The organism is Arthrobacter terrae (genome assembly GCF_015708085.1).
Lineage (GTDB): Bacteria > Actinomycetota > Actinomycetes > Actinomycetales > Micrococcaceae > Arthrobacter_M > Arthrobacter_M terrae.
Genome location: NZ_JADNYM010000024.1, coordinates 43,439 through 67,498, shown reverse-complemented (window position 1 = coordinate 67,498; position 24,060 = coordinate 43,439). Strand labels below are relative to the sequence as shown.

Genomic DNA, 24,060 nt, shown 5'->3' with positions numbered 1-24,060 from the left:
CCTCTCGTATGGGCGCGGCGCGGCTCGCGTTGATGAGACGTCAAAATGTTGGCTCCAGCGTTTCGGTTCGCGGGTCAGCGAATGATCAGGTTCGCGATGAGTTCGTTGGCGGCGGCGGCCAGTGCGGCGCCCATGCTGAAGTCTTTTCGGTTCACGGCCCGGAAAATCCCGACGTCACGGTCTGGAGCGAGGGCGGCGTAGGTCATGAATCCGCCGCCGCCGGCTTTCTGCACGATCATCGGCAGGTTTCCCTCGTCCGACATGGTGACCCAGCCCAAGCCGAGTCCCGACATCGGGCCCGACTCGTCGAAACCGATGGCAGCGGTCATGGATTGGCGTTGACGGTAAACGGCACGTGCCACGGTCAGAACCGGCCACACCGCCGGGTTGGCCGTATCCAGATTATGTCTGAGCCAGCGCGCCACATCCGCGCCGGTCGAGTACAAGCATTGCAGGGACTGCCCCACGGCCACACGCTGACCGCTTAGCTCGCGTGCCGCCGTCGTACTTTAGGGACGACGACGGCACGCGGCTTTTGGGACGACGGCGGCTATTCGTGCGCTAGCTATGGAGTGACAAGCGCGGTGCCTTAGTCACTATTGATGACGGCAGTTCAGGACCTCGGGCTCGAGGACAGGCGCCAACCAAGCTCCACCGGCCGGAACACGTCTTACGCGGCTGCCGACCCCAAAATTCCCTCGAGCCGCGCGTAGCTTGTCTCCATGCCGTCCGTCATACCCGTGGCGAGAGCGGTGTCGCGCTGCTCGGCGTTAGCGTAGGTGATGACGAGGGAGAGGAGCGTGCCGTGCTCAACCGGTGTCAAGGTGAGTTCATTCAGCGTCGCTGGAAAGTCCATTCCGATCATCGCTTCCGTTGTGATCGCGCGGTACGGTGCCTGCGCCTCCAGCAGCTTGCCGGTGAATCCGAAGCGATCGCCGCCGGCCTCGTTCGCCCACTCGTACCGGTAGCTGTCGCCGACTTTCGCCGCGATCTCGCAAATGGGCATCTTCCAGCCGTCGGGTCCAAGCAACCACTTCTTCATGAGGTCGGCATCGTTATGCGCGCGCCACACGTGCTCCACAGGGCCGCGGATGATGCGTGCCACACGCACCTGGGTATCGCTGAGGATCTGTGCCTCCGTCGCACGGTCGGTGGCGAAGGCGGCGAGGTCGGCAAGCACGGCGTCGATCTGGGACATCGCCTCGCGGGTGCCCTCGAGCATTCCCATTTCGAGCAGTTGCTCGAGCTGTTCAAGGGAGTCGAATCGAGAGGTGGTGACGAGACGGGATCCACTGTCCACCGCCTCGAAGGCGAAGGCCATGCGCGTGGTGGGCAGATCCGTGTTCGGCTCGCCCTTGGCATCCGCGAAGGAATCGGCTACCTCGATTGCGTTGGGTGCCTGGACTAATGTCCACTCCCAGCATCCGTAATACTCCTCGCCCTCAGGGCTGGTCATCTTGTACACGCTGCGGCCGCCGGTGATGGCGTCGTGCCGGAGGAACGTTGCGGGGTAGGTAGGTGGACCCCAGAAGCGCTCGATCTGCCGGGGATCGGTGTACGCGTCCCACAGTCGGCGCAGAGGCGCCGCGAACTCGGCGACGATCGTGATGGTGAGCAGATCGAGGTTTTTTTCGACAGATATGACGGGCATGGTCAGCCTTTCTGGGTGGATGGGGTTTCTCCCTCGGAGAGGAGGGCGTCGAGGCGGTCGATCCTTGAGCGCCAGATCTCTTCGAACTGGTCCAGAAGGCGCTGGGCCTGACGGATGCACTCGGGATTTCCCCGCACCATCCGCTCGCGACCGCGCGGATCCTTGGTCACGAGCCTCGCGTCCTCTAATACCGCGACGTGCTTCTGCACTGCCGCGAATGACATGTCGTACGCCTGTGCGAGTTGCGAAACCGAGACCTCGGCGATCAGCGTCCGACGTACTATGTCACGTCGAGTTGCGTCCGCCAGTGCGCGGAAAATACGGTTCACGGTTTCGTCTGTGAGTTCATCTACAACCATTTGGTTGTAGATTACCTCGGGATGCGGTGTTCCGCACGGCCTCCCCTTCCCTGAAGGGATGGCCTCTCGTCTGCGCAGGCGGCACTCCGTTGGCGCCGAACCTACGAGAAGCCGGATGAGGTGGTGCACGAGCCACCAGCGGGCAGCCCCGAAGATGGTGTGCTTCCAGATCTGCTGGGTTGTACTTGCTGATCCGGACGGCAACGAGTTTTTCGCCCTGCGACGGCTGAGCTGCCGCGAGGATTTCGGACAGCGGGATTGGTGGCTTCTTCTACGCTGCCAGTGCTGGCTGTTGATGGCCATGGTGGACTTCGTTAGGGCGTCTGTGGCGCCAGCAATGGGGGAGTGACCGCCGGTTATGTGGCCGGGAAGGATCCGTATGAATGTATCCTGCCCCGGCCTGCCATGGGAAGGGTTAAAGATTGAGCGTCCATTGCATCCCGCTCCGATGGATATTTCCGGCGCGACTCTATACGCACCGTGTGAGGCGCCAGAGGTTCGTCGTGCGCGACGGTGCTCTGCACCCGCTCTTGGTGCTCCCCTCTGGCACACCGGCGGCACGGGCTCGGCTTCGATGGCCGGGCACAGCCGACTCGGGCCGGCCGCGGGGACTCCGAACCGGCTCGGTGCCCCGTCCTGAAGCACAAGTAAGCCGGATCGAACTTTCCATACGACCCGGTCCGACCCGGTGAACGATTAGCGCCAGGCGCTACCTGTCTTTTCCTCATAGCCTGCAAATGCCTTTTCCAGGCCGGTGAGGACCTCGGCGGTTGTCTCGAACAGTGCCTTGAAGCCCGGTTCGTCTACTTTCTCCACGTCCTCGCGCAGATGCTCGGCAAGTTCTGTCAGCCGGGAACGGACCTGCATGGTGTGCCTCTTCGGGTCATTTTCCGGCAAGGTCTTCGGATCAACCATTTGGGTGCCTCCATTTCGTGGTTTCGACAGTGGTGCCGGAACCGGGCGGACCATCGTTACTGATGGTTTAACCCGATTATCCCACCAGCAGATCGCCCTGCACAGGTAAAGTTGTGGAGGCCACCTCCGGCACATGATAACGCTGCCCGCTCTGTTCTACATTGGCGATCTCGAGGCTCACGGTGCTCAATAGCTGGCAGCCAGGGACGCCGTAGCAGGCGTACTGGATCACATCCCACCTCCCCGCTGTTGTCGACTCCGAATTCAGGATGTGGTCCCGCGCAGTCAGTAACAATCGAAGCCATCTGTCCAGTGCGTTCAGGGCGCTTCCGCCACCAATGATCACGCACCCATCACTGTTGTTCAGTGCTGGTGCGGTACCTCACCGATCGCGTTCAGGGCGATGGTGGAGTGAGCGAAGGCGCCACCGGCCCGCATCTCTGCGGCCACCCAGATTGCCTCCATGATCTGTTCAGCACTAGCGCCCTTCCTTTTGGCCAGCTTGCTGTGGCCCTCGATGCAATAGGGGCACTGCGTCACGTGAGCGACGGCGACGGCGATCAACTGTTTGGTTTGCTCGTTCAGGGCACCCTCGGCGAAGACTGACTTGCTGAAGTTCTCGAAAGCCTCCGTTGTGGTTGGCGTCAGCTCCCTGCGGCGCTGCGCGACCGCAGGGGTTGCTTTGGGGAATAGATCATCTGACATCGGTTCGTCCTTTCCTCAATTAGGCTGATGCGGGACACTTCCGAAAGCGTTGCGGACGGAGGCGAAAATCAGCCGACTGCGGGCATTACGGGTACGTAGTGCACACTTCCACTGTAGTGAGTTGGAGCCGTGGGATCTCTACTCCGGACTGGTCACGAGCCTTCAGGTCATGTCCATCCGGTTATTGGAAATCGGGGAGCCATAAGTCAGGCCCGAACACTTCATACTGGATGTCCTTGGCAGGTATGCCGCGGGCCATGAGGGCACTGCGGATGGCCTTGCATGAAGACGACCGGGCCACCTGAGTACAAGCGATCGAAAGCCGTAAGAGCACGGCTTCCCAGAAGACACACATAATCGGCATGTGCTTCTCAAGGTCCATGCGAACGACGTCGATGAAGACCGGTCCCGGAAGTTGATCCATGAAGGTACGCCGGGAGAATTCGCTGACCAACAGGTGACTATCCTCGCGGTTGCAGATACCAGTCAACACCTTCTCCCCTTCGTCTATTCTACGGATTGTAGAAGACATGTACTGTTGGTCTCATGGTGGTATATATAACTGTTGCCCCGGATACCGGGACCGCTTCATGACCGGTCTCCATTCCCCGCGTTTGGGCAGATTCCGCCCGGACCTGTTCCGCGTCCTCGGGGTCGCATGGGTGGTCTCGGGTGGACTTGTTGCTGCGGCCACGGGCCCGTTGCGTCTTGAGCACGGTTCCTGGGCTGCCGCCTATCAGGTCCTGGTGGCGGGTGTCGCACAGAACGCCTTCGGCGCCGCTCAGCGCGCGCTGGCACCGCAGCGGTTAACCTTCCGAATAGTTGCGGCTGAACTTGTGGCATGGAATGTGGGCAGTGCCGCCGTGATCGGCGGAACCGTGGCCCGTACGCCATTGGTGGTTGACGCCGGCGGGCTTCTGCTCGTCGTAGCCCTCGCTCTGATGATCCGTACGGTACGGGGTAAGGGTGAAGGGCCGCAGTGGGCGCTGTGGACCTACCGGATTTTACTGGCGGTGATCCTCATCAGCATCCCGATTGGGCTCACCTTGGCTCACTTGAGAGCCGCTTGAGGTTCAGAAAACCATTCTCAGCAGTTCTTCCGGGACCCGGTTGATGTGCGCGGTGAAGTTGTCGATGCCGTACATCCCCAGGTTGCTGATGGTAAAGGTAGCGCCACTGAATTCATCAGGGGTCAGCCGCAAGGAACGAGCGCGTTCAGCCAGGAGGCGGGTCTGGGCCGTGTGTTTCGTCCAGCCCCTTTTTGTCTGCGTGCGCAACAATGGGAACCATGAGCCCGTCGTCCACAACCGACGGCCACACCGGTAGTGATCCGAGGGCGGCGGATGCCGCAGTGCTGTTGGAGGGGCTGCTGTTCAGTGGGCGCTGCGGTGGCCTTCTCAATACCGTGCTTTTCCATGGAGGCGCTGTCGTAGCGGTCCAACCAACAACCTCACGCCCAAGAGCGCAAATCCGGCTTTCCGTTAATCATCGTGTCTGCGGGTGCTCATAGGCTTGGGCTGAACAAGGTGGCTGGTTCCGGAGCGAAGATATTGGGGGTTGTGGTGAGCGATTGGGAAAGGCCACGGGGCCGTCGGTTTGCTGGTGTGCTGCAAACTGTAAGTGAAACTATGACGGCAACACAGCAGGGTTTCAACCAGGGCCAGCCGTTTAGGGTTGTCAGCGGCGAATGCCGCAAGTTCAGGCGCCTCGGCGCAGGTTGGACATTCGACCTCGCAGCTACAGAGGGAACCATGCCCCACGCCCTTACCTGCAGAATTTCCGGAAAGCAATTCCGTACAATCAATTCCTATTTTCGGCAGTTCGCACTGTCCGTAGAGGAGGCCATGAAGGTGGGAATGGTCCTTGAGGTTCAGGGCAAGCTCGGTCTCACCGGTGCCGGACACCTGTTTATGGACGTCGAGAAGATTGCAGAGTCGTTTACCCTCAATGGCCCAATGTACCTGCAGGATAAATCGACGTTGAACAAGCTGCGACAGGAGAAACTGCCGACTGTCAGGCTCAGTGGCTCGGCCATTCATTGTGGACAAGTCGGTTATTACCCCGAGTTCCCTGCCGCGCTCAAGACAATTTTGGTTTTGGCCCCAGCAGATAGCGAAGGGCTGTCCGACTTTCAAGGTGAAGTCAGAGGAATTGAGCGGCATGTACGTGTCACCTACAAGACGTTTCAACAGTCAAACGTAGATTCCACGGAGATGATAGCGTCTACTTTTTCAAAAGCCGCCGAGACTGGATATGACCTCATCTTCATTGTCCGTGGTGGTGGTTCGTGGAATTCACTGAGGGCATATGAGCACCCTTCCATCGCCCTGGCGATCGCACGGAGCGAGGTCCCTGTTGCCACGGCGATTGGGCACAGGAACAACACCTCTATGTCGGATAGGGCTGCTTGCTTTTCGTTCACGACTCCATCTGCGGCGGGTAAAGCGCTCAGCACCGAAGTTTGGAAACGAACCAGGCGAGGAGCTGCCGGTTCATCAAGGTCTGCTGTTGTCTCCGAAAAGCCATCGGATGAAAAATCCGCATCATCCTGGACGAAGCAAGAGACCACCTTGTTGCACCTAAAGGACCAACTGGCAGCGTCTGGGAAGGAAACGATCCTGGCACGCAAGGCCCAAGAAGACTCTGTCTTTCTGTCGCACCAGGCCTTCCGGACGCATACTCAAGATCTTTTAGAATTCGCCGATGCAAGGGTTAGGTTGATTTCAAGAGTTGTTTCGGTTTTTACCCTGGTCCTCGGCGTGCTCCTTGCGGCCTACTTGGCGACACCGGCGCACTTTCTAGGTTTTTCGCCGTCAGGTCTGCAGCGTGCAATTTTCTTCGGGCTCGCCGTGGTCAGCTGTGTCGCCGCGCTGTGGTGGCAAAGCAAGTTGCGGAAAGCTATGGACCGTCCCTCGGTCAGACCGATGCAGCATCCACCAGCTGATGCCATTGCCTGGCGGGCGATGAGCAAAAGAGTGCGCTCACCTCGCGGGCTCCGGCACGTCAGACGGTATATGCCAACATTGGGGTAGGCGTTAAACTCCAGGTCTGCAGGCAGCTGCCGCTGAATCAATGCACCGCTGAATAGCCTGCACGTCATTAGGGCCTAATGACGAGGTGTCCACTTAGCCTGCTGCGATTACCCCACAAGGTCGGCGCGCTGGCGATGGCCTATCTTTGGACGAGCCCGCCGTTCACCATCCGGCCCGCGACCTCGGTGAGCATGGCCAGGCCGGCGAGCATATCTGCGTCGCTGGTCAGCTCGCGTTCGTTGTGGGAGATTCCCTCGACGCTTGGCACGAAGAGCATAATGGTGGGCACTATATCCTTGAGGTTGGTGGAATCATGTCCAGCCAGGGTGCGGACTATCCCGTACCCCAGGCCGAGCTTTTCCGCGCTGGCGGCGGCCAGTTTCATGCCGGCCTGATCGTACATTTTTGCGTCCCATGTGTGCTCTGCGCCGCGTTCGATCCGGACATCGGCAAACTCTTCGATCCTGCTTACCCGCCGGTGCAGCTCGGCGTCGGCCGCTGCCAGGACGTCCGGATCGGTGCTGCGCACGTCCACCAGGAGGTCAACGCGGCTGGCCACGACTACGGGGGAGTTGGGGAAGACGGTGAACTCCCCGCAGGAGGTGATAACCATATGCTCGTCGGTGCTGAACTGGTTGGCAATTTCCCGGGCCGCGACCACCAGTGCGGAGGCACCCAAGAGGGCGTCCTTGCGGTCCTTGATCACGGTAGCCCCGGTGTGCCCCTGCTCTCCGTGCACCACGAACTCGTACTTATTCGCCCCCCAGGTTGATTCCACCAGGCCGATAGCCAAGCCGTCGTCTTCGAGCGACCGACCCTGTTCGATGTGGATTTCCGCGTACGCGGCGATGTCAAGCCGGAAGTCACCGTGGGTGCCGATGTCGTTCAGTGCATCCCGGACAGTCACCCCATGCGGGTCGCTGGTCGCCAGGGCTTGTTCGGCTGGTATCTTTCCGGTGAAGACGGAGCTGCCCATCATGGAGGGTTTGAAGCGGCATCCCTCCTCGTTGAACCAGTTGACCACCGCGATATTGAACATCGGCTCATCCTCGCCGGTCACGGCCTGCGCCTTGAGCTCGATGGCGGCATGGGCGCCGGCGAGCACCCCGTAGGCGCCGTCGAACCGGCCGCCCAACGGCTGCGAGTCCAGGTGCGATCCGATCGCGACGTAGGGGGCGCCGGGGGTGAGCTCAAGGAGCGCGAACTGATTGCCCACTTCGTCGTAGCGGACCACGAATCCGTGCGCCTCCACGAGTCCGCGGAACCAGATGCGGGTCTGCCCGTCCGCGGCGGTGCCGGCCTGCCGGTCAACCCCGCCGCGGGCAGTGGCTCCGAATGTGCTCATCGACCGGAAATCGGCGAGGAAAGCGTTGTTCCGCAATGAGTCCCGCAACGTGGTGTCCCTGAACGTGCTGTCCCGGAGCCCATCGTCCCCGGACGAATTGTCACGGTTTGGAGATGTTGTCATTTGCTGACTCCTTCGAAAGAAGAGCGGGGGTTTTCGGATGCTGTTCATAGCTAAAGGTGCCGCCGAGAATGGTGGCGACGACGTCGAGGGCGCCGATGTCCGGTGCGGTCAGCGGGGAACCGGAGAGCACCACGAGGTCCGCGAGCTTCCCCGCCCGCAAGGTGCCGCGGTCGCCGTCGTTCCCGGTTGCCATGGCCGCCCATTCTGTATAAGTGCGCAACGCCTCCTCCGGGGTGAGCCCCTCGCCGGCACCGCCCAGGACCAGGCCGTTCTCGGTGGTCCGGTCCACCCAGGACTGCATGCCCCGCCGTACGTTATTGTCCGCAACCGGCAGGTCGGAGCTCCCGGCGACCAACACGCCCGCATCGACGAGGGAGCGGCCGCGGTAGAGCCAGCCTTCCCGGTCCGGCCCCACGAGTTCGGCAAATTGGTCGCCGAGCGGCCCGATGAACGCGGCCTGCGGTGTTACGGCAATACCTGCCGCGGCGGCCCGTTCCACCTGGTCCGGGCGCGCGATGCCGAAATGCTCGATCCGGTTGGGCAGATAATTGCGCCCGTACCGGTCCTGGCAGTCCCCGATGATGTCCAGGGCCAGGTCGATTGCGGCGTCCCCGATGGCGTGCAGGGCGATCGGCCAGCCGGCACGGTAGGCGTCGCTGACCTTGTCCCGATATGCCTGTGGACTTTCGAGCAGGTAGCCGGTGTTGTGCGGGTGACCGCAGTAGTCCTCGGTCACGGCGGCCGTGGCACCGAGCAGGGATCCGTCCATGAAGACCTTCACCGGGCCCAGCGCGACCCATTCGTTGCCGAAACCGGCAATGGCGCCCAGGTCCAGGCCCCGCCCGGTTCCTTCCCCGTGCATGTCCGCCGCGTTGGCGGAGATCGGATGCAGCGCGTCAAGGGCAGGCATCAGCTGGGCGCGGGCGCGCAACTGCCCGGAGCGGTGGGCGGTGAGATAAGCCTGGACCTCGATGGGGCTGTGGCCAATCCAGCCGCCGCCGATCCCGGCCTCGGTGAAACTGGTGATGCCCTCGGCCGCGTAACGGGTGGTGGCATCGTCCAGGGCCTTGACGATCTGCGGGATCGAGTAGGGCAGCAGCAGGTTCTGGATGAGGGCCTGCGCGGATTCCTCGACGACGCCGGTGGGGGAGCCGCTGGCGGTCCGCAGCACCGCCCCGCCCTCGGGGTTTTCAAAACCGGACGCAAAAACCCCGGCCAGGCGCAGCGTGGCCGTATTGGTGATGGAGCAGTGGCCGGAGACGTGGCGCAGATACAGCGGCCGGTCCCCGGTGATGGCATCGAGCCGGTCAATATCGGGAAAAGCTCCGCCGTGGTGTTTGTGGTTGAAACCGGTGCCCTTGATCCATGCACCGGGATCATCGGTGAGGCGTTCCACCTCGGCCTCGAGGAGGGCATAAAGTTCTTCCATGCCGCGGGCCGGTTCCAAGTCGACCGCGCTCAGCCCCAGCCCCCACCACGTCGTATGGCAGTGGGCGTCGATAAAGCCGGGTACCACGGTGGCACCCTCCAGCTGCTCGACCCGGGCCGCGGTGCACCCGTCCAGTTCTTCGTCGAAGCCGACGATGCGCCCGTTGAGCACTCCCACGCTGGACGCCGTGGGACGTTCCGGCTCGAGCGTGATGATATTTGCGCCGCGGAGAATCAGGTCCAGTTTCATCGCGTCTCCTGCTTGTCGCCGGCGACGGCGTACCCGGTGTCCGCCGGCGGGGCCAGGACGTCCGGGTCGGTGCGCAGATGCAGCAGCGCGGGCAGTCCGCTGGCCAGTGCCCGTTCCAGTGCATCCTCGAAGTCGCCAGTGTGCTCAACATATTCGCCGAATCCACCGAAGGAGCGCATCCAGGCGGCGAAGTCCGGGTTGGTCAGCCGTGTGCCGGAGGGGCGGCCCGGGTAATGCACGCGCTGGTGTTGGACGATGGTGCCGTAGCTCCCGTTGTCGATCACCACCACCAGCGGGGTGCCGCCATGGGCGAACGGAACCGCCAACTCCTGGGCGTTCATGAAGAAATCACCGTCCCCACACACCGCCACGACCTGACGCTCCGGATAGACCAGCGAAGCGGCGACGGCGGCGGGCACGGCCACGCCCATCGCCCCGTTCCGGGGGCCCACCAGGGAACGGGCGCCGTGATGGCTCAGATAGCGGTGGCCCCAGATCGTCGCATTGCCGGCCCCGTAGGTCAGCACCCGGTCAGCGGGCAGCCGGCGCTCCAGCACCTCGAAGGCCACACCGAGATCCACGGCGACGACGTCGCCGACGCAGCCCCCGTCCGGACGGGGGGTAGCAAAACGTTTCTGGTCAGCGGCGAGCTCGTCCATCCACTCTGGCCCTCGTGTTCCCCGTGCAGCATCGGGGGCGGGCAGGGATGCGACAAACGTGGACGCCGGGGTGAGCAGGTGCTGGTCGATCCGGCCGGCGTGCATGGCAGCCTCCGGATCGGGCAGCACCAGGATCGTCTGCGCCCCGCCTCCGCGGGTGAAACCGTCGCTCATCACATCGGAGCGGCCGGCGCCCACAAATACCAGCAGATCGGCCTCGTCCAACCGACGGGCCAGGCTGTCTGCCCTGCCGTACCCCAGCCAGCCGGCCCATGCCGGGCTGTCGTGGGGGACGGCGTCGTACGCCCGCCAGTCCGCGGCAACCGGCAGGCGGGCCGCTGTTGCCCAGTCCATCAGTGCCCGGCCGGACCGCTCGTTCCAGTCCTCGCCCCCCACCACGATCAGCGGCCGGGCCGCCGCCGACATTCGGGCTGCCACGTCCCCCATGTCCGTGGCCGACGGCGTCGCGCTCGCGGCCACGCGCGGCGGAACCGGGGCTCCCGCCGTCGTGCGTATCAGCACGTCCTCGGGCAGACCGACGACGACGGGTCCGGGCCGGCCCGACGTTGCCAGGTGCATCGCTTCGGCAACGACCTCGGCGGCGCGGTCTGCGTCGTCGAGGACGAAGATGCGCTTGGCGGTGGTGGAGAACCAGCCGGTCAGGCTGAATTCCTGGAAGGAGTCGCGGTCCCGGTCCGCGGTCGGGATCATGCCCACGAACAGGATCAGCGGCGTCGCATCCTGCCACGCCGTGTGCACGGCAATCATCGCATTGGCGGCGCCGGGACCGCGGGTGACCATGGCAACCCCGGGCATGCCGGTCAGCCGGGCCTCCGCCAGGGCCATGAACCCGGCGCCCCCTTCCTGACGGGCGACCACGGTGTGGATGGGCGAATCATGCAGTCCATCCAACACAGCCAGGAAACTTTCCCCGGGAACGCTGTAGACGCGGGGCACGCCGTGGGCTTCAAGCTGGCGGACCAGAAGATGGCCGGCTGACTGTGGCATGAGGTGATTCTTTCCTGTCGTACGCGGGTAAGTGCTGTGGGACATGCGCCGTGTTTGAAAACTGCTCAGTGTTTGAAGCCGGGCAGGCTCACGCTCATTCGCGGCGCGATGATGCCGGCTACCGCGGTGAAGAGCGACAGGAAGATGAGGATGGCTGCCGCGGGCCACCAATGGTTGGCGGCCGAGGCGACGAGGGCCGTAGCGACCAGTGGGATGAAGCCGCTGACCATGCCGGCGACGTTCTGCGCGAAACCGACTCCGGTATACCGAGTGCGGGCGGGGAACAGGCCGGTGAGTACGGTTCCGGAGGCAGCATAAGGGAACGACAGCGCTGCAACGGCGATGACCATGCCGAGGATCACCAGTACGTCGTTGCCGCTGGCGATAAGCATGAAGGAGGGAATGGCGACGACGGCGGAGACAAGACCGCCGTAGATGATCACCCGGCTGGCACCGAAGCGCTCGCCGAGGCGGCCGCCCAGGAGCAGCACCGGGATTTCCACGATGGCGGCGATCATTCCACCCAACAGCATGAGTCCGGCGTCGTAGTGCAGGATTTTCACGCCGTAGTAGACGACAAAAGCGGTGACCAGGTAGAAGCCGCCGACGCCCAGCAGCGCCGCGGCCATGCCAACGATGATGTGCTTCCATGACTCGACCAGGACAGTGCGGATCGGAGCCTTCTCCGTTTCGCCCTTTTCCAGCAGTTCGGTGAAGACCGGAGACTCGTCGAGCCGGCTACGGATGTACAGAGCGATCAGCAGCATAGGGATCGCGGCCAGGAATGGGATGCGCCACCCGAACGAATTGAAATTCTCCGCCGAGAACAGCAGGGTCATCACGAAGAAGCCACCCGAAGAGAGGATTGTTCCTATCGGGGAGCCGATCTGCGGCAGTGCCGCGTACCGTGCGCGCTTCTTCAATGGCGCGTTTTCCACGACCAGGGTCATAGCGCCGGACCATTCGCCGCCGACGAAGAGGCCCTGCACGGCGCGCAGCAGCACCAGCAGGATCGGCGCGGCGATTCCGATGGCAAAATATGTCGGGAGCGCTCCGATCATCCCGGTGATGAGACCTATGCCGACGATGGTGATCATTAGCGTCTTGCGGCGTCCGATCTTGTCCCCCATGGCACCGAAGAACATACCGCCAAGCGGGCGGAACACCAGACCGACGCCGAAGGTGGCGAACGCCGCCATGGTCGCCGCCGTGGGATCGGCGCTGTGGAAGTACTGGACATTGAAAATCAAGGCGGCCGCGGCACTGAACAGGAAGAAGTCGTACCATTCCATGGCGGTGCCGATCAGGGCACCAATGGCGACCTTGGTCGCTTCCTTGTCGGTGATGGTCCGGGTCGCCCCGGCTTCAACATTCGTGGATTGATTCGTCATGGGATCTCCGCGTTAGGTCCATTTGGGGGTAGGCGTGCAGGTCCGGCAGCGCCGAGGCGCTGCCAAGGGAATGAATACTTCCGAGTCTGCCATTGTGACGCAGCTCATACGGGCACGAAATGTCGCCGAATCTCTGCGACATTTTGTGCAAAAGCACATATTCTGGTGTGGTGAGCAACTTTTATTCGCTCCAAACAGTGGGATCCGACGGGGCCGAGGTGCAGCGCTGGCACGAACTGCTGGACCGGCTTCTGGTGACGGACCTGACGGGCAAATTTCTGGACCGGGTCCTGCAGATTCCCAGTTACCGCCAGGCATCACTCCCGACCAGCGAAATACGAAGGACCGCGGTAACGTCGTTTGCGGCCCTGATCCAGAGTCTGCGGCACGGCGTCGATTCCGCCGGGATGGAGGCTGAACGGCTACGCATAGCCACCGATGTGGGAGTCTCCCGTGCCCGTGCCGGTATTCCGATCGAGTCCCTTATGTCCGCGATCCGGCTGGACTTCTCAGTGCTTTGGAGCGAATTAACCGCCCATGCCGAAGAAGCCGACGCGGCCCTGCTGGTGCGGCACGCCGAAACCGTGTGGCGTGTCGTGGATTCCTATGCCAGTCAGACGCAGGCCATCTACATGGCCGAGCAGCAGCGCATCCTCAACGAGGCGACTGCGATCCGGCAGGGCTATGTCGCCGCAGTCTTTGGGCCCGTCAATCCGACAACCGAAATGCTGGATCGGGTCGCCAATGAATTGGGCTTCCGCCCGGACACGCCCCTGGACGTCGCGGTGGCGGTTGGCGCCGAAGCAACGCAACTGCGGGTGGTTATTGCCCATGCGGCGCGGCGGGGCTACGAGATCTTCACCCATCCGCAGGGGGATGCACTAGTGGCTTTCTGGCCCGTCGATGAGCGGCCCGGCTCGGCTGTGCGCGAGAGCGCAGAGGAGATTCGGCGGCTGCGCTGCGGACTGATCGAAAATGTCCCGGGACTACCGGCGCTCGCCTCCTCCGCCCGCATCGCGGGGGATCTCGCCCGCCTGATCGACGACCGGGACGAAAAAGCCCTAACACTCAAGCGGGCGTGGGCCAGGATCGCCCGCATGCGACTGGCCGAGGCCGGGATCCCCATCGCCGCCGACGTCGACACCGCGCTGGCCCGGTGCGGGGGAGCGGAACGCGAACGACTTGTCGAAGCGGTCCGGGCCTACGCGGTCACCGGCAGTGTAGGTGCCGCCTCGGAACAGCTCTTCTGCCATCGCAATACGCTGATGAACCGGCTGCGGCGGTTTCGGGAGCTCACCGGGATCGACGTTATGATCCCGGACCAGATCGCCCGCCTCATTGTCGCCTGGTCCTGAGCGGCTCTGACCGGGACCTGCAGTTGCTTGGCGGTGCTTGAGCAAGCTGGCACGGCGGCGCCCCCAGTGCGCCCCCAGTGGGCCCCTGCTCCCCGTGGACCACGAACTCGTCACCGCTGGGCTCTTTAGGCTTTTGAGGGACCCTTCTGCTTACTTTGGTTTGCGAGGGTCTCCCATGCCCACTACCGCATCGTACTCAAGCTGGCCTGTGCGAGGGTCGAACTGCGGGCGCTGAAGTGGTGCGAACTCCCCCGCGGTGCGTCCGCCAAACGGCCTTCCGTGGTCGGCGTATTCCTCTCTGAAAAACACCATTCGCCACGGTCCCAGCAACAGTCGTGCGCCGGTGCGCAGGATGCCCGGGTTCGGGCGCTCAGCGACGGACTCATCGGGATGGAAGACGTATTCGTCGTCGTCGGTGTGGACTATGCTCCCGTGCGCCGCGGCGAGACCAGGCAACCTGAAAGTGGCTTCGGGCCCACTGCCAATCACGGTGGTGTCTTCCGTGAGGTTGAACTCCTTGGGTGGACGACCGTCCCACGTCTCGCTGTCCCTGACAAATATGAGCCGGGGCCGGCCACCGCCGCGCGAATAATGCGTAGTGGTTGGTTTCATCCGGTATTCCCGCTGGAACGTAGGTGAAATTGGAAGTGGTGTCGATGGGGGGAATCGGCTTTTCTGGAAACGGGTGGACGCCTGGGCCTTGATTACGGTTGCCCAGGTATTCGACTTGCCCGGTTTAATGTGCGGGGAGTTGGTAAGCAGGCGTTGGATCCGGGACACTTCCACCGCCCCCAAACTGACGATCGTGCCCTCCGGGACAGAGACTGTCACGATGATCCCGCGTTTGGCTAAGGCTCCCGCCAGATCTCTGATGGCGGTCAAATTTCTACGGGAATCCAGCCGGAAGAGTCCCGCGTTGTCCGCGTGGACGTGAATCTCCCCGCCGGAAGCTTTGATACTTCCCCTTATCGGCGCAGATTCCTTGCCCTCTTCGGCCGGCAGCTCTGCCGAGAACTCAAGATCAATATCAAAGCGCATGGTCGCTGTCCTAAGGCTTGGACTGTGCAGTAGCGGCGCTATCGTCATCACTGGTGGTCACGCGCAGTGTTCCGTTGAATTTCCAGGTAGCGCGCGGGGCATCCGGCCCGATGTCGCGGGGAACCTCAACGGTCATGTCCATGAAGCTGTAGTTGACCACGGCCCCGCGACCGGTCAGGTAGGACCAAAGCTGCTGGCCAAGGTCAGACCAGTCACTCACAGGGACCGTACGGAAATCTTCGGCAGTAGGTTGGCTCTCAGTCATTGACGTGCCTCCTCGTTGATTACTGCGGGTGCAGAATGCACCGCAGAAGTGGGGTGAGCGCCAGCCGGGCATACCGAGCGCTGATGGCGATCGTGCACTTAGTGCAACGATAATGACCCCTAACTACAAAAGCTAGAGGTCGCGCAAACTCATCAAAGACACACGCTTGGCGGCTAGCGAAGAATCCCGGTCCGGCAACAGTTGATTGACAGCTGAGCTGAGGGTCTTTTCCGGCAACCCTGGCGATCGCCGCTGGCCGGCCGAAGCAGAGTTGCCCCACCGCAAAGCTGTTGCCTAACCTGCACAGCTGCTGCTTAGGCGCCTGAAGTACACCACCGACCAGAAATTTACTTGACATTTCCAAGCGGTGCCTCATATCGTGGAAACGATTCCATGGAAACGATTCCAAAGAAAAATTGCAGCACGGATCACGAGGAAGTGAGAAGGGTGAATACGGTAACCATCAAGGACGTTGCAGCAGCCGCAGGGGTCTCTGTCGGCACCGCATCCCGCGTTCTTTCCGGAAACCCGGCCACTTCCGCCGCATCCCGCGAACGCGTCGCCGCCGCCGTCGAACGGCTGGACTTCCATCCCAACGCCCAGGCGCGCTCGTTGCGCTCTACCCGCACCCGCACTATCGGGCTGTTGGTCTCCGACGTCCGGAACCAATTCTTTGCGGACCTGGCCCACGCCGTGGAGCAGGCCGCGCTGGAGCACGGGTACGCGATCCTGCTTGGAAATGCGAATGAGCGTGAAGACCAGCAGGATCGTTACCTGAACACCCTGATTTCCCAGCGCGTCGATGGCATTATCCTCGCGCCCCAAGGGGATGGCAACGGTGTGATCCGTTCTTTGCTGCGGCGGGGGATCCCCACCGTATTCGTGGACCGGACCGTGGATGGCATCGATCTGCCCAGCGTCACCACGGACAGTGTGCATGGGATCCGGCAGGCGGTGGCACACTTAGCCGGCCAAGGTCACACCCGGATCGGCTACATCGCGGGCCCGCAGAGCATTTCGACCGGCCGCGATCGGTTCACCGCCTACAACCAGGCGATCGCGGATAATAGGCTTCCGAAGGATCCCGCGCTGGTGTACTTTGGCGACTTCCAGGCGGCCAGCGGTTCGGCGGGTGTGCGCGTGCTGTTGAATCTGGATCAGCCGCCGACGGCGATCCTGGCCGCGGACAGTCCCATGGCTGCGGGTGCGGTGGCCATGCTGCACCGGATGGGATCCCGCATCGGAACGGACATCGCGCTGGTGGCCTTCGACGACATCGAATGGTTTGCCCTGCTCCAGCCCGCTCTAAGCGTCATCTCGCACAGTGTGGAGGACATGGGACGGGCTGCTGTGGACCTGTTGCTGCAGGTGATCGACGGCGGCACGCCCGAGTCGATTGTGCTGCCCAGCGAACTCATCGTTCGTGCCTCCTCCAGCACGCCCAACCACCCGGGATCTGTTTCCGGCCTAAGGAAGAACTGACATGAGCGAGCATCCCGTTCTTACGCTGAAGCAGGTGAGCAAATCCTTTGGTCCGGTGAACGTGATCAAGGAGGTAAGCGTCAATGTCTACGCCGGTGCTGTCCAGGTACTGCTGGGCGAGAACGGCGCCGGGAAATCCACCCTGATCAAGATGATGGCCGGGGTCTACCAGCCGGACGGCGGCGAGATTCTCATCGATGGCAAGACGGTGAGCCTGCCTACCACCCGCGCCGCTGAAGAGCACGGCATCGCCACCATCCATCAGGAACTGAACCTGGTGAACTCCATGAGCGTTGCGGAAAACGTCATGTTGGGCAGGACGCCGACAAGGTTCGGCATGGTGGACCGGAAGGCACTGCGGCAGCAGGCCCGCGCGGCGCTGGACCTGATCGGGCTCGACGTTGACGTCGAAACCCCGGTGGGGGAGCTGGGAATTGCCCGTCAGCAGCTGGTGGAAATTGCCAAGGCGCTGAGCATCAATGCGCGCATCCTCATCCTCGATGAGCCCACGGCAGCACTGACCCGGCATGAAACGGAAAGCCTGTTCAAGGTGGTGGCGGACCTGCGCCAACAGGGTGTAGGAATGCTGTTCATCAGCCATCACCTGGATGAGATTGCGGAGATCGGCGACAGCGTCACGGTGTTGCGCGACGGCGAATTTGTTGCCGAGGTTCCCGCGTCCACCAGCGAGGACGAGCTGGTCCGGCTAATGGTAGGTCGGAGTATCGAAGACCAATTTCCGCGCCGGATAGCGGAATCCGAAGGATCCGCCGGGATCCTGGCTGTTGAGCACCTGACCTCGAAGGGTAAGTTCGAGGACATCAGTTTCACGGTTCGGGCCGGGGAGATTCTGGGTATCTCCGGGCTGGTTGGTGCCGGCCGCACCGAACTGATCCGTGCCGTTGCAGGGGCGGACCGGTATGACACCGGGACGGTGAAGATCCGCGGAAAAGCTCTGCCCAAGGGCAGTGTGCAGGCTGCCATCCGGGCCGGTCTGGGCCACGTCCCAGAGGACCGCAAGGGTCAGGGACTGGTTCTGGACGCATCGGTGAACGAGAACCTGGGATACGCGACTCTGGCCTCCAGCGCACGAATGGGCCTGGCCGACTTTTCCGGACAGCGCAGCCGGGCTGAGGCGGTGGCCAAGACCCTGCGGATCCGGATGCACAGCATCGACCAACCCGTCCGGTCGCTCTCCGGCGGAAATCAGCAGAAGGCCGTTTTTGGACGCTGGATCATCGCAGCATCCACGGTGCTGTTGCTGGACGAGCCAACCCGCGGAGTTGATGTTGGGGCCAAGGTGGAAATCTACGAGCTGATGAATGCGATTACCGAAGCCGGCGGAGCGATAGTGATGGTTTCCAGCGAATTGCCTGAAGTCCTGGGGATGAGTGACCGGATTCTGGTGCTGCGGGACGGCCGGCTGGCCGGGGAGTTCACGGCTGCCGAGGCCACTGAAGACAAAGTCATGACACTCGCCGCGCGCGACGTCAATGAAGAGCACTGAGAGAGAAGGAACTCCCCGCATGTCCACTGCTACCTTGGACGCAAAACGGACCAGTTTTGACGTCAAGAAATTCCTCGCCAACAACGGTGCTCTGGTGGGTCTCGTGGTGCTCTGCATTGCCTTGTTTATTGCGACACCGGATTTCCTCACCGGCCGGAACCTGCTCAATATCGGTATCCAGGTGTCCACCGTGGCGGTACTGGCGTTCGGAATGACCTTTGTCATCGTCGCCGGCGGCATCGACTTATCGGTCGGATCCGTGGCGGCGCTTTCCGCCATGGTCTCCGGCTGGTTCTTTGTTAACGCAGGCCTGCCCGGCTGGCTTGCCCTGCTCGGCGGCCTTACTGCCGGTTTGCTGGCTGGTGTTGTCAACGGTCTGGCCAGCGCTTACGGCAAGCTGCCGTCCTTCATTGCAACGCTGGCCATGCTGAGCATCGCCCGTGGCTTGACCTTGGTGATTTCCGACGGCCGGCCAATCAAGACCTCCCCCGAGGTGTCCTTTTTGGGCGGAAACCTCGGACCTGTCCCGATGCCCATCGTGATCCTGCTGGTCTCGGCGCTGGTGGCATCGTTCCTGCTGAACCGGACCGTCGTCGGCCGTTCCATGTATGCCGTGGGCGGCAACGCGGAGGCGGCCCGGCTGTCCGGTCTGCCGGTGAAGCGGATCATAGTCATCGTCTTTGGCCTCGCGGGCCTTTTCGCGGCTCTCGCCGGTTTGCTGCTCGCCGGGCGCCTTGACTCAGCCCAGCCACAGGCGGCCACGGGCTATGAACTGGACGCGATTGCGGCCGTCGTGATTGGCGGGGCCTCACTTGCCGGCGGATTGGGCCGGATCTCCGGAACGTTTGTCGGCGCCTTGGTGCTGGTGGTGATCCGCAATGGGTTGAATCTGCTCAACGTCACGTCGTTCTGGCAGCAGGTCGTCATCGGCGTCGTGATTGCCTTGGCCGTCGGCATCGACGTGCTCCGGCGCAAAAACCGCAGCAGCTAGGCCGCACTTAACTGGACCGCACTGAATACGTCAACCATTCCCTATCAGAAGGACAGAACCATGAAGATCTCAATCCGTCAGGTCGCGGCCGTCGCTGCGACCGCCACGCTCGTCCTGACCGGCACCACTGCCTGCAACCGAGGCGGGGGAGAGGCCGGTGCGGCGTCCCCCAAGGTCGTGATGGCCCTTTCCACCCTGAATAATCCGTTCTTCGTTGAAGTGCGCGATGGTGCCCAGACCGCGGCGAAGGATGCTGGCGTGCAATTGGAGATAGTCGACGCGCAAAATGACTCCGCGACGCAGGCGAACCAGCTGGCCACCGCAGCCACCGGCAGCACTAAGGCCGTCATTGTGAACCCGGTTGACTCGGATGCCGCAGCGTCCCCGGTGAACGCCTTAATCAAGGCCAATCTGCCGGTCATTGGGGTGGACCGCACCGTTAACGGTGCCGACCTCACTTCGCTGGTGGCCAGCGATAACGTCGCCGGCGGCAAGCAGGCCGCCGATGAGCTGGCCAAGTCGATGGGTGAAAAAGGGAGCATTCTGGTGCTGCAGGGAGTGGCCGGCACGTCCGCGAGCAGGGACCGCGGGCAGGGCTTCACCGACGGTCTGAAGGCTTACCCGAACATTAAGGTGGTGGCCAAGCAGACGGCGAACTTCGACCGCGCCACGGCGTTGGACGTGACCACAAACCTGCTCCAGTCCCAGCCCGATGTCACCGGGATTTTTGCTGAAAATGACGAAATGGCACTCGGCGCGATCCAGGCCCTGGGCACCAAGGCGGGTAAGGACGTCAAAGTTGTTGGCTTTGACGGCACCGCTGACGGGCTGGCCGCCATACAAAAGGGCACGCTGGTAGCCACCATCGCGCAGCAGCCGGCCAAACTGGGCCAGCTCGCCGTTGAATTGGCGGCGAAGGCCATTAAGGGCGAAAAGGTCGATAAGACCGTGCCGGTGCAGGTTGTCTCCGTTACCGAGGCGAATGTGGGCGACTACGTCAAGTGAGTATCCCGGCTTCAGCTTCCCCGATCCCCAGCCAGGTGGTCGTAGTCGGTTCGATCAATGTCGATCAGGTGATCCGGGTGAACCGGCATCCCCGTCCGGGTGAGACCCTGATCGGGCGGTCGCTCGTGCTGCTGCCCGGCGGCAAAGGCGCCAACCAGGCGGTGGCCGCTGCGCGGCTAGGTGCGGCGGTGGCCCTCGTGGGCGCCGTGGGAAGCGACGGCCTGGCCGGGGATGCGACGGCCCTGCTGGCCGGTGCCGGAGTGGACCTGTCTGCGGTCCAGCAGGTGCCCGGCCCCACTGGTCTGGCGCTGATCACCGTTGCCGACGACGGCGAGAACACCATTGTGGTGGTGCCCGGAGCCAATGCGGCGCTGGACGCGCCAGCGGTAGGCCGGTCCGCAGATGTCATCGCAGCGGCTGCGGTGCTGGTGCTGCAGGGCGAGATTGCTGCCGCCGGCATCGCCGCCGCAGTGCAGCTTGCCGCCGGGCGCGTGGTGCTGAACCTGGCACCGGTGATCGAGCTGGACCCGGCCGTGATTCTGCGTGCGGATCCGCTGGTGGTCAATGAGCACGAGGCGGCCTTGGTGCTGTCCGCACTGCGGCCAGGCGTGGAGCCGTCCAATGCGGATAGGGAGCTGGTGGCGCGACTGCGTGAATGCGGCATACCCTCCGTTGTCCTCACCCGAGGAGCGCTCGGTGCCATCTGCGCGGACGACGGCGGCATCGAGGAAGTGCCGGCACCCGCCGTCCCGGCGGTGGATACCTCCGGTGCCGGAGACGCCTTCGTCGGTGCGCTGAGCGCACGCCTCGCCGCTGGTGCTACGCTGCCGGAGGCCGTACGGCTGGCCGTCCGGGTTGGTGCTTTTGCGGTGCAAAGCGAGGGAACCCAGGCGTCCTACCCCACGCTGGATGATCAGCTTCCAGAGGTGGCCGGATGAAGAAAACCGGAATTCTCAATGCCGAACTCAATTGTGCGCTCAGCAAGCTCGGACACACTGATCTGATCATGGTGGCGGACTGTGGCCTGCCTGCTCCCGCGGGCGTGCCGGTGGTGGATCTGGCCCTGGTACACGGGATTCCACGCCTTAAACAGGTGTTGGATGCGCTGCTGGCAGAAATCGTCGTGGAACGTTGCGTGGCCGCCGAGGAAGTGAAATCCACCGCGGCCCAACCGTGGCTGACCAGCCGCTTTGATCAAGTGAGCTACATCAGCCACGCCGGCCTGAAGGATCTCAGCGCGTCTGCAAAGCTGTTCATCCGCACCGGCGAAGCTACAGCTTACGCCAATGCGGCACTGTATTGCGGCGTGCCGTTCTAAACATTCACTGGGTCGGCTAGTCCTCATTGGGATATTCTGAGAACCGGTTATTGCGCACGGTCTTGAGTGCCGCGGCAATGGTCAACCGTCAGTGGCTATTGCCGGGTTGCGGACGTCGAGCCAGACACCGGGACGTGGCGACTTCCGCGCAGCGGGCAGGGCTAGCGATGGAGGGTCGACCATGGGATGGATCATGGACAGCTGGTCACAGTTGGGCTTAGTGGCCGGAAAGGCGGCGCTGATGTTCGTCGTCGCCGCTTTCGGCCTGCGGATAGGAGAACGGCGTACCGTTGCCCAGTGGACCATCATCGATTTCGTCACCGCGGTGGCGATCGGCGCCGTCGTCGGCCGCACTGCGGTGGCAGCGTCTCAGTCGTTCATCACCGGCGCTGTCGCACTTCTTACTTTGATCGCCGTGCACCGGCTGGTTAGTCTGCTGCGCTTCCACCCCCGCCTACGCACTCTGTTCGACCATCGGGTCCGCGTCCTGGTCCACGATGGGGTTTTGCAGCGCGGCCAGCTAAGGCGCTGTGGCCTCGCCGATGAGGATGTGTTCGCCAAGCTGCGCGAACACGGTGTCTTCGATCTGGCAGAGCTTCAGTACCTGTTGTATGAAAGCAAGGGTGCACTCACTATTGTCCGGCGAGACGAAACCGGCAGCGTCCCCTTAATCCGCATGGCCCTGGACGGATCGGCCGGTTCCCGGGCCGACCGTCAGAAATGACCGCACAGGCTGAACGGACGCTCCTCTGCCCGGCATAGTCTGCTTATGCGCGATAGCTGAAACGTTAGTGGCGAGCGAAAAAGTGTTGGCGGTTCTTCAGGCGCTGGTCGTTGATGGAAGGCCGATAAGTGAACACGGGGATGGGGTTCGTCTGACCGTGCGGACGCGGTCCAGACACCTTATGTCAGCTGCGCAGTGTAATTGACCGCAGACGGCAGTTTGGATTGACCGTCCGCGGCAGGGAGCGTAGCCTGCGACATGTTCGGCCATTTCCGAGGCGACTAGGAGCCATCATGCCGACTAATCAGTATCACGAACCGCCGCAGGAGCTTTCTGCTCAGGTGCGGACGTTTGCGCGGATGTGCGCGAGCCTGTCCGAGGAGTCGGAGGCGATTGGCTGGTACGAGCAACGCATTGCGGTCGAAGAGGATCCGGTTGCGCGTGAAATTATGGTGGATTCGCTGGGGGAGGAATACAAGCACTTCAGCATGGAGTTGGAATTTCTCCTTCGGGCGAAACCTAAGTGGCGCGCGATCGCTCAGGGCATCTTGTTCAAAGACGGCGGCATCGTTTCGCACGGTGAGGAAGCCGAGGAAGCCGCCGGCTGAGCCTTCAGCTACTTCATGCTGGTGCAGGAGAAACCCGTCCGCTTAGGCATCTTCATGCGCAGGGTCACGGTCGAGGGCATCTGCGATGACTTCCACCAAATGGCGGGAACCTCGGCCGGCAAGGTCGGAGACCTGGGTGCGGCAGGAGAACCCGTCCGCAAGGATAGCGCGGTCGGGATCCGTTCTGGCCTTGGCGAGGATCCCTTGTTCGGCGATCGTGACGGACACCTCGTAATGGCCCTTTTCCATACCGAAGTTGCCCGCGAGACCGCAGCATCCGCTGGATACCTCCACATCGCAGCCCATGGCGTCGAGCAGTGCCAGGTCCTTGTCGTAACCAATGACGGCATACTGATGGCAGTGCGGCTGAGCCAGGAGACGTTCATCGCTGCTGGGCGCTTCCCAACCGATGGAAGTCAGGAATTCGAGGAAACGCCGCATTACGGCGGCATTCTCTTCCAGCGGGAAATCGATCCGGACGTGGACGCAGCCGTTACCGAAATGACCATAGGCCAAGCCGGACAGGCCTTCGCCCTGCATCAGGGCCTCGAGGTCCGGCAGGTAGGCGCCGAGGTTTTCGGGCGGAACGGCGGAGTCCTCCCAGCCCGGCCAGGCCTGGCCCCCGGAGGCGGGGCGTCCGGCAAGGCCCGCGCCGTCCGCACGGATCTGCCATAGGCGCTTGGCCTCCGGGCCGGCCGGCAGCACCATCGCGTCCACGGGGCCTGCAACAAGGACCACCTTCTCTGCGGCCGCCATGGCCTCCTCCGAGGTTGCCCCTCCGACCTCGACCATCAGCCAGCCGCCGCCCTGCGGCATCGTCGGAACGGCGCCCTGGCCCTTGGCGCTGCGGACTACGTTGACCAGTTGGGCATCCAGTCCTTCCAGCGCCAGGGGATGGTGC

26 protein-coding genes are annotated in these 24,060 nt (G+C 62.9%); 11 read left to right on the top strand and 15 right to left on the bottom strand.

Translation table 11 applies throughout. From position 1 onward, the window contains the following. Positions 1-74: 74 nt before the first annotated feature. From IV500_RS16890 to IV500_RS16865, 7 genes are all read right to left on the bottom strand, one after another. Positions 75-467, bottom strand: coding sequence for a serine hydrolase (locus IV500_RS16890; RefSeq protein WP_312875972.1), 393 nt, complete (start codon positions 465-467; stop codon positions 75-77). 203 nt (positions 468-670) lie between these two features. Beyond that, a complete protein-coding gene (locus tag IV500_RS16885; RefSeq protein ID WP_196397981.1) occupies positions 671-1,651 on the bottom strand; it encodes an SRPBCC family protein in 981 nt (326 codons plus the stop codon). A gap of 2 nt (positions 1,652-1,653) precedes the next feature. Then, positions 1,654-2,010: an ArsR/SmtB family transcription factor gene (locus IV500_RS16880; protein WP_196397980.1), complete on the bottom strand. Its 357-nt coding sequence runs from the start codon at positions 2,008-2,010 to the stop codon at positions 1,654-1,656. Positions 2,011-2,706: 696 nt separating this feature from the next. Continuing rightward, complete coding sequence (locus IV500_RS16875) at positions 2,707-2,925, bottom strand: hypothetical protein (RefSeq protein ID WP_196397979.1); 219 nt, start codon at positions 2,923-2,925, stop codon at positions 2,707-2,709. A 76-nt stretch (positions 2,926-3,001) separates the two neighbouring features. After that, on the bottom strand, positions 3,002-3,157 hold the full coding sequence (locus IV500_RS21615) for a hypothetical protein (RefSeq protein WP_230855091.1): 156 nt from the start codon (positions 3,155-3,157) through the stop codon (positions 3,002-3,004). A 131-nt stretch (positions 3,158-3,288) separates the two neighbouring features. Further along, complete coding sequence (locus IV500_RS16870; RefSeq protein WP_196397978.1) at positions 3,289-3,630, bottom strand: carboxymuconolactone decarboxylase family protein; 342 nt, start codon at positions 3,628-3,630, stop codon at positions 3,289-3,291. A 181-nt stretch (positions 3,631-3,811) separates the two neighbouring features. Continuing rightward, a complete protein-coding gene (locus IV500_RS16865) occupies positions 3,812-4,162 on the bottom strand; it encodes a globin family protein (RefSeq protein ID WP_196398006.1) in 351 nt (116 codons plus the stop codon). Between the two features lie 58 nt (positions 4,163-4,220). Here IV500_RS16865 and IV500_RS16860 point away from each other — a divergent pair, with 58 nt between their 5' ends. Beyond that, the gene (locus IV500_RS16860; RefSeq protein WP_196397977.1) at positions 4,221-4,700 is read left to right on the top strand and encodes a hypothetical protein; all 480 of its coding nucleotides are present in this window, start codon (positions 4,221-4,223) and stop codon (positions 4,698-4,700) included. A gap of 3 nt (positions 4,701-4,703) precedes the next feature. On the opposite strand, the gene IV500_RS16855 is transcribed toward IV500_RS16860, so the two are convergent. Beyond that, complete coding sequence (locus tag IV500_RS16855) at positions 4,704-4,907, bottom strand: 2-oxo acid dehydrogenase subunit E2 (protein WP_196397976.1); 204 nt, start codon at positions 4,905-4,907, stop codon at positions 4,704-4,706. A 351-nt stretch (positions 4,908-5,258) separates the two neighbouring features. Here IV500_RS16855 and IV500_RS16850 point away from each other — a divergent pair, with 351 nt between their 5' ends. Further along, positions 5,259-6,662 carry an exodeoxyribonuclease VII large subunit gene (locus IV500_RS16850; protein ID WP_196397975.1) on the top strand — a complete coding sequence of 468 codons (1,404 nt, stop codon included), beginning with the start codon at positions 5,259-5,261 and terminating at the stop codon, positions 6,660-6,662. 139 nt (positions 6,663-6,801) lie between these two features. Here IV500_RS16850 and IV500_RS16845 read toward each other — a convergent pair whose 3' ends face one another. The 4 genes from IV500_RS16845 to IV500_RS16830 form a co-directional block, all read right to left on the bottom strand. Then, positions 6,802-8,007 carry a M20 family metallo-hydrolase gene (locus tag IV500_RS16845; RefSeq protein ID WP_230855099.1) on the bottom strand — a complete coding sequence of 402 codons (1,206 nt, stop codon included), beginning with the start codon at positions 8,005-8,007 and terminating at the stop codon, positions 6,802-6,804. 100 nt (positions 8,008-8,107) lie between these two features. Beyond that, positions 8,108-9,808, bottom strand: coding sequence for an amidohydrolase (locus IV500_RS16840; protein WP_196397973.1), 1,701 nt, complete (start codon positions 9,806-9,808; stop codon positions 8,108-8,110). Continuing rightward, positions 9,805-11,475 carry a thiamine pyrophosphate-dependent enzyme gene (locus tag IV500_RS16835; RefSeq protein ID WP_196397972.1) on the bottom strand — a complete coding sequence of 557 codons (1,671 nt, stop codon included), beginning with the start codon at positions 11,473-11,475 and terminating at the stop codon, positions 9,805-9,807. The genes IV500_RS16840 and IV500_RS16835 overlap by 4 nt, the downstream gene beginning before the upstream one ends. Before the next feature lie 65 nt (positions 11,476-11,540). Next, the gene (locus IV500_RS16830; RefSeq protein ID WP_196397971.1) at positions 11,541-12,866 is read right to left on the bottom strand and encodes an MFS transporter; all 1,326 of its coding nucleotides are present in this window, start codon (positions 12,864-12,866) and stop codon (positions 11,541-11,543) included. Between the two features lie 170 nt (positions 12,867-13,036). On the opposite strand from IV500_RS16830, the gene IV500_RS22190 reads away from it, so the two are divergent. Further along, on the top strand, positions 13,037-14,221 hold the full coding sequence (locus tag IV500_RS22190) for an RsbRD N-terminal domain-containing protein (protein ID WP_196397970.1): 1,185 nt from the start codon (positions 13,037-13,039) through the stop codon (positions 14,219-14,221). 150 nt (positions 14,222-14,371) lie between these two features. Here IV500_RS22190 and IV500_RS16820 read toward each other — a convergent pair whose 3' ends face one another. Further along, positions 14,372-15,259, bottom strand: a complete 888-nt coding sequence (locus IV500_RS16820; protein WP_230855090.1) for an FHA domain-containing protein — start codon at positions 15,257-15,259, stop codon at positions 14,372-14,374. A gap of 10 nt (positions 15,260-15,269) precedes the next feature. Beyond that, a complete protein-coding gene (locus IV500_RS16815) occupies positions 15,270-15,524 on the bottom strand; it encodes a hypothetical protein (protein ID WP_196397969.1) in 255 nt (84 codons plus the stop codon). Between the two features lie 447 nt (positions 15,525-15,971). Between IV500_RS16815 and IV500_RS16810 the strand changes: the two genes are divergently transcribed. The 8 genes from IV500_RS16810 to IV500_RS16775 all read left to right on the top strand — a co-directional run bounded on the left by IV500_RS16810 (position 15,972) and on the right by IV500_RS16775 (position 23,159). Next, the gene (locus IV500_RS16810) at positions 15,972-17,006 is read left to right on the top strand and encodes a LacI family DNA-binding transcriptional regulator (RefSeq protein ID WP_312875971.1); all 1,035 of its coding nucleotides are present in this window, start codon (positions 15,972-15,974) and stop codon (positions 17,004-17,006) included. A gap of 1 nt (position 17,007) precedes the next feature. Next, positions 17,008-18,513, top strand: a complete 1,506-nt coding sequence (locus tag IV500_RS16805; protein WP_196397967.1) for a sugar ABC transporter ATP-binding protein — start codon at positions 17,008-17,010, stop codon at positions 18,511-18,513. A gap of 19 nt (positions 18,514-18,532) precedes the next feature. Further along, a complete protein-coding gene (locus tag IV500_RS16800) occupies positions 18,533-19,504 on the top strand; it encodes an ABC transporter permease (RefSeq protein WP_196397966.1) in 972 nt (323 codons plus the stop codon). A gap of 60 nt (positions 19,505-19,564) precedes the next feature. Further along, a complete protein-coding gene (locus IV500_RS16795; protein ID WP_196397965.1) occupies positions 19,565-20,509 on the top strand; it encodes a substrate-binding domain-containing protein in 945 nt (314 codons plus the stop codon). Further along, a complete protein-coding gene (locus IV500_RS16790) occupies positions 20,506-21,447 on the top strand; it encodes a ribokinase (RefSeq protein WP_312875970.1) in 942 nt (313 codons plus the stop codon). Before IV500_RS16795 ends, IV500_RS16790 begins: the two co-directional genes overlap by 4 nt. Next, a complete protein-coding gene (gene rbsD, locus IV500_RS16785) occupies positions 21,444-21,827 on the top strand; it encodes a D-ribose pyranase (RefSeq protein ID WP_196397964.1) in 384 nt (127 codons plus the stop codon). Before IV500_RS16790 ends, rbsD begins: the two co-directional genes overlap by 4 nt. Positions 21,828-22,020: 193 nt before the next feature. After that, entirely contained in the window at positions 22,021-22,551 is a 531-nt protein-coding gene (locus tag IV500_RS16780; RefSeq protein WP_196397963.1) for a DUF421 domain-containing protein, read from the top strand. Positions 22,552-22,844: 293 nt separating this feature from the next. Next, positions 22,845-23,159 carry a ferritin family protein gene (locus IV500_RS16775; protein WP_196397962.1) on the top strand — a complete coding sequence of 105 codons (315 nt, stop codon included), beginning with the start codon at positions 22,845-22,847 and terminating at the stop codon, positions 23,157-23,159. 42 nt (positions 23,160-23,201) lie between these two features. Here IV500_RS16775 and IV500_RS16770 read toward each other — a convergent pair whose 3' ends face one another. Beyond that, on the bottom strand, positions 23,202-24,044 hold the full coding sequence (locus tag IV500_RS16770; protein ID WP_281064059.1) for an FAD-linked oxidase C-terminal domain-containing protein: 843 nt from the start codon (positions 24,042-24,044) through the stop codon (positions 23,202-23,204). Between the last annotated feature and the right edge of the window lie 16 nt (positions 24,045-24,060).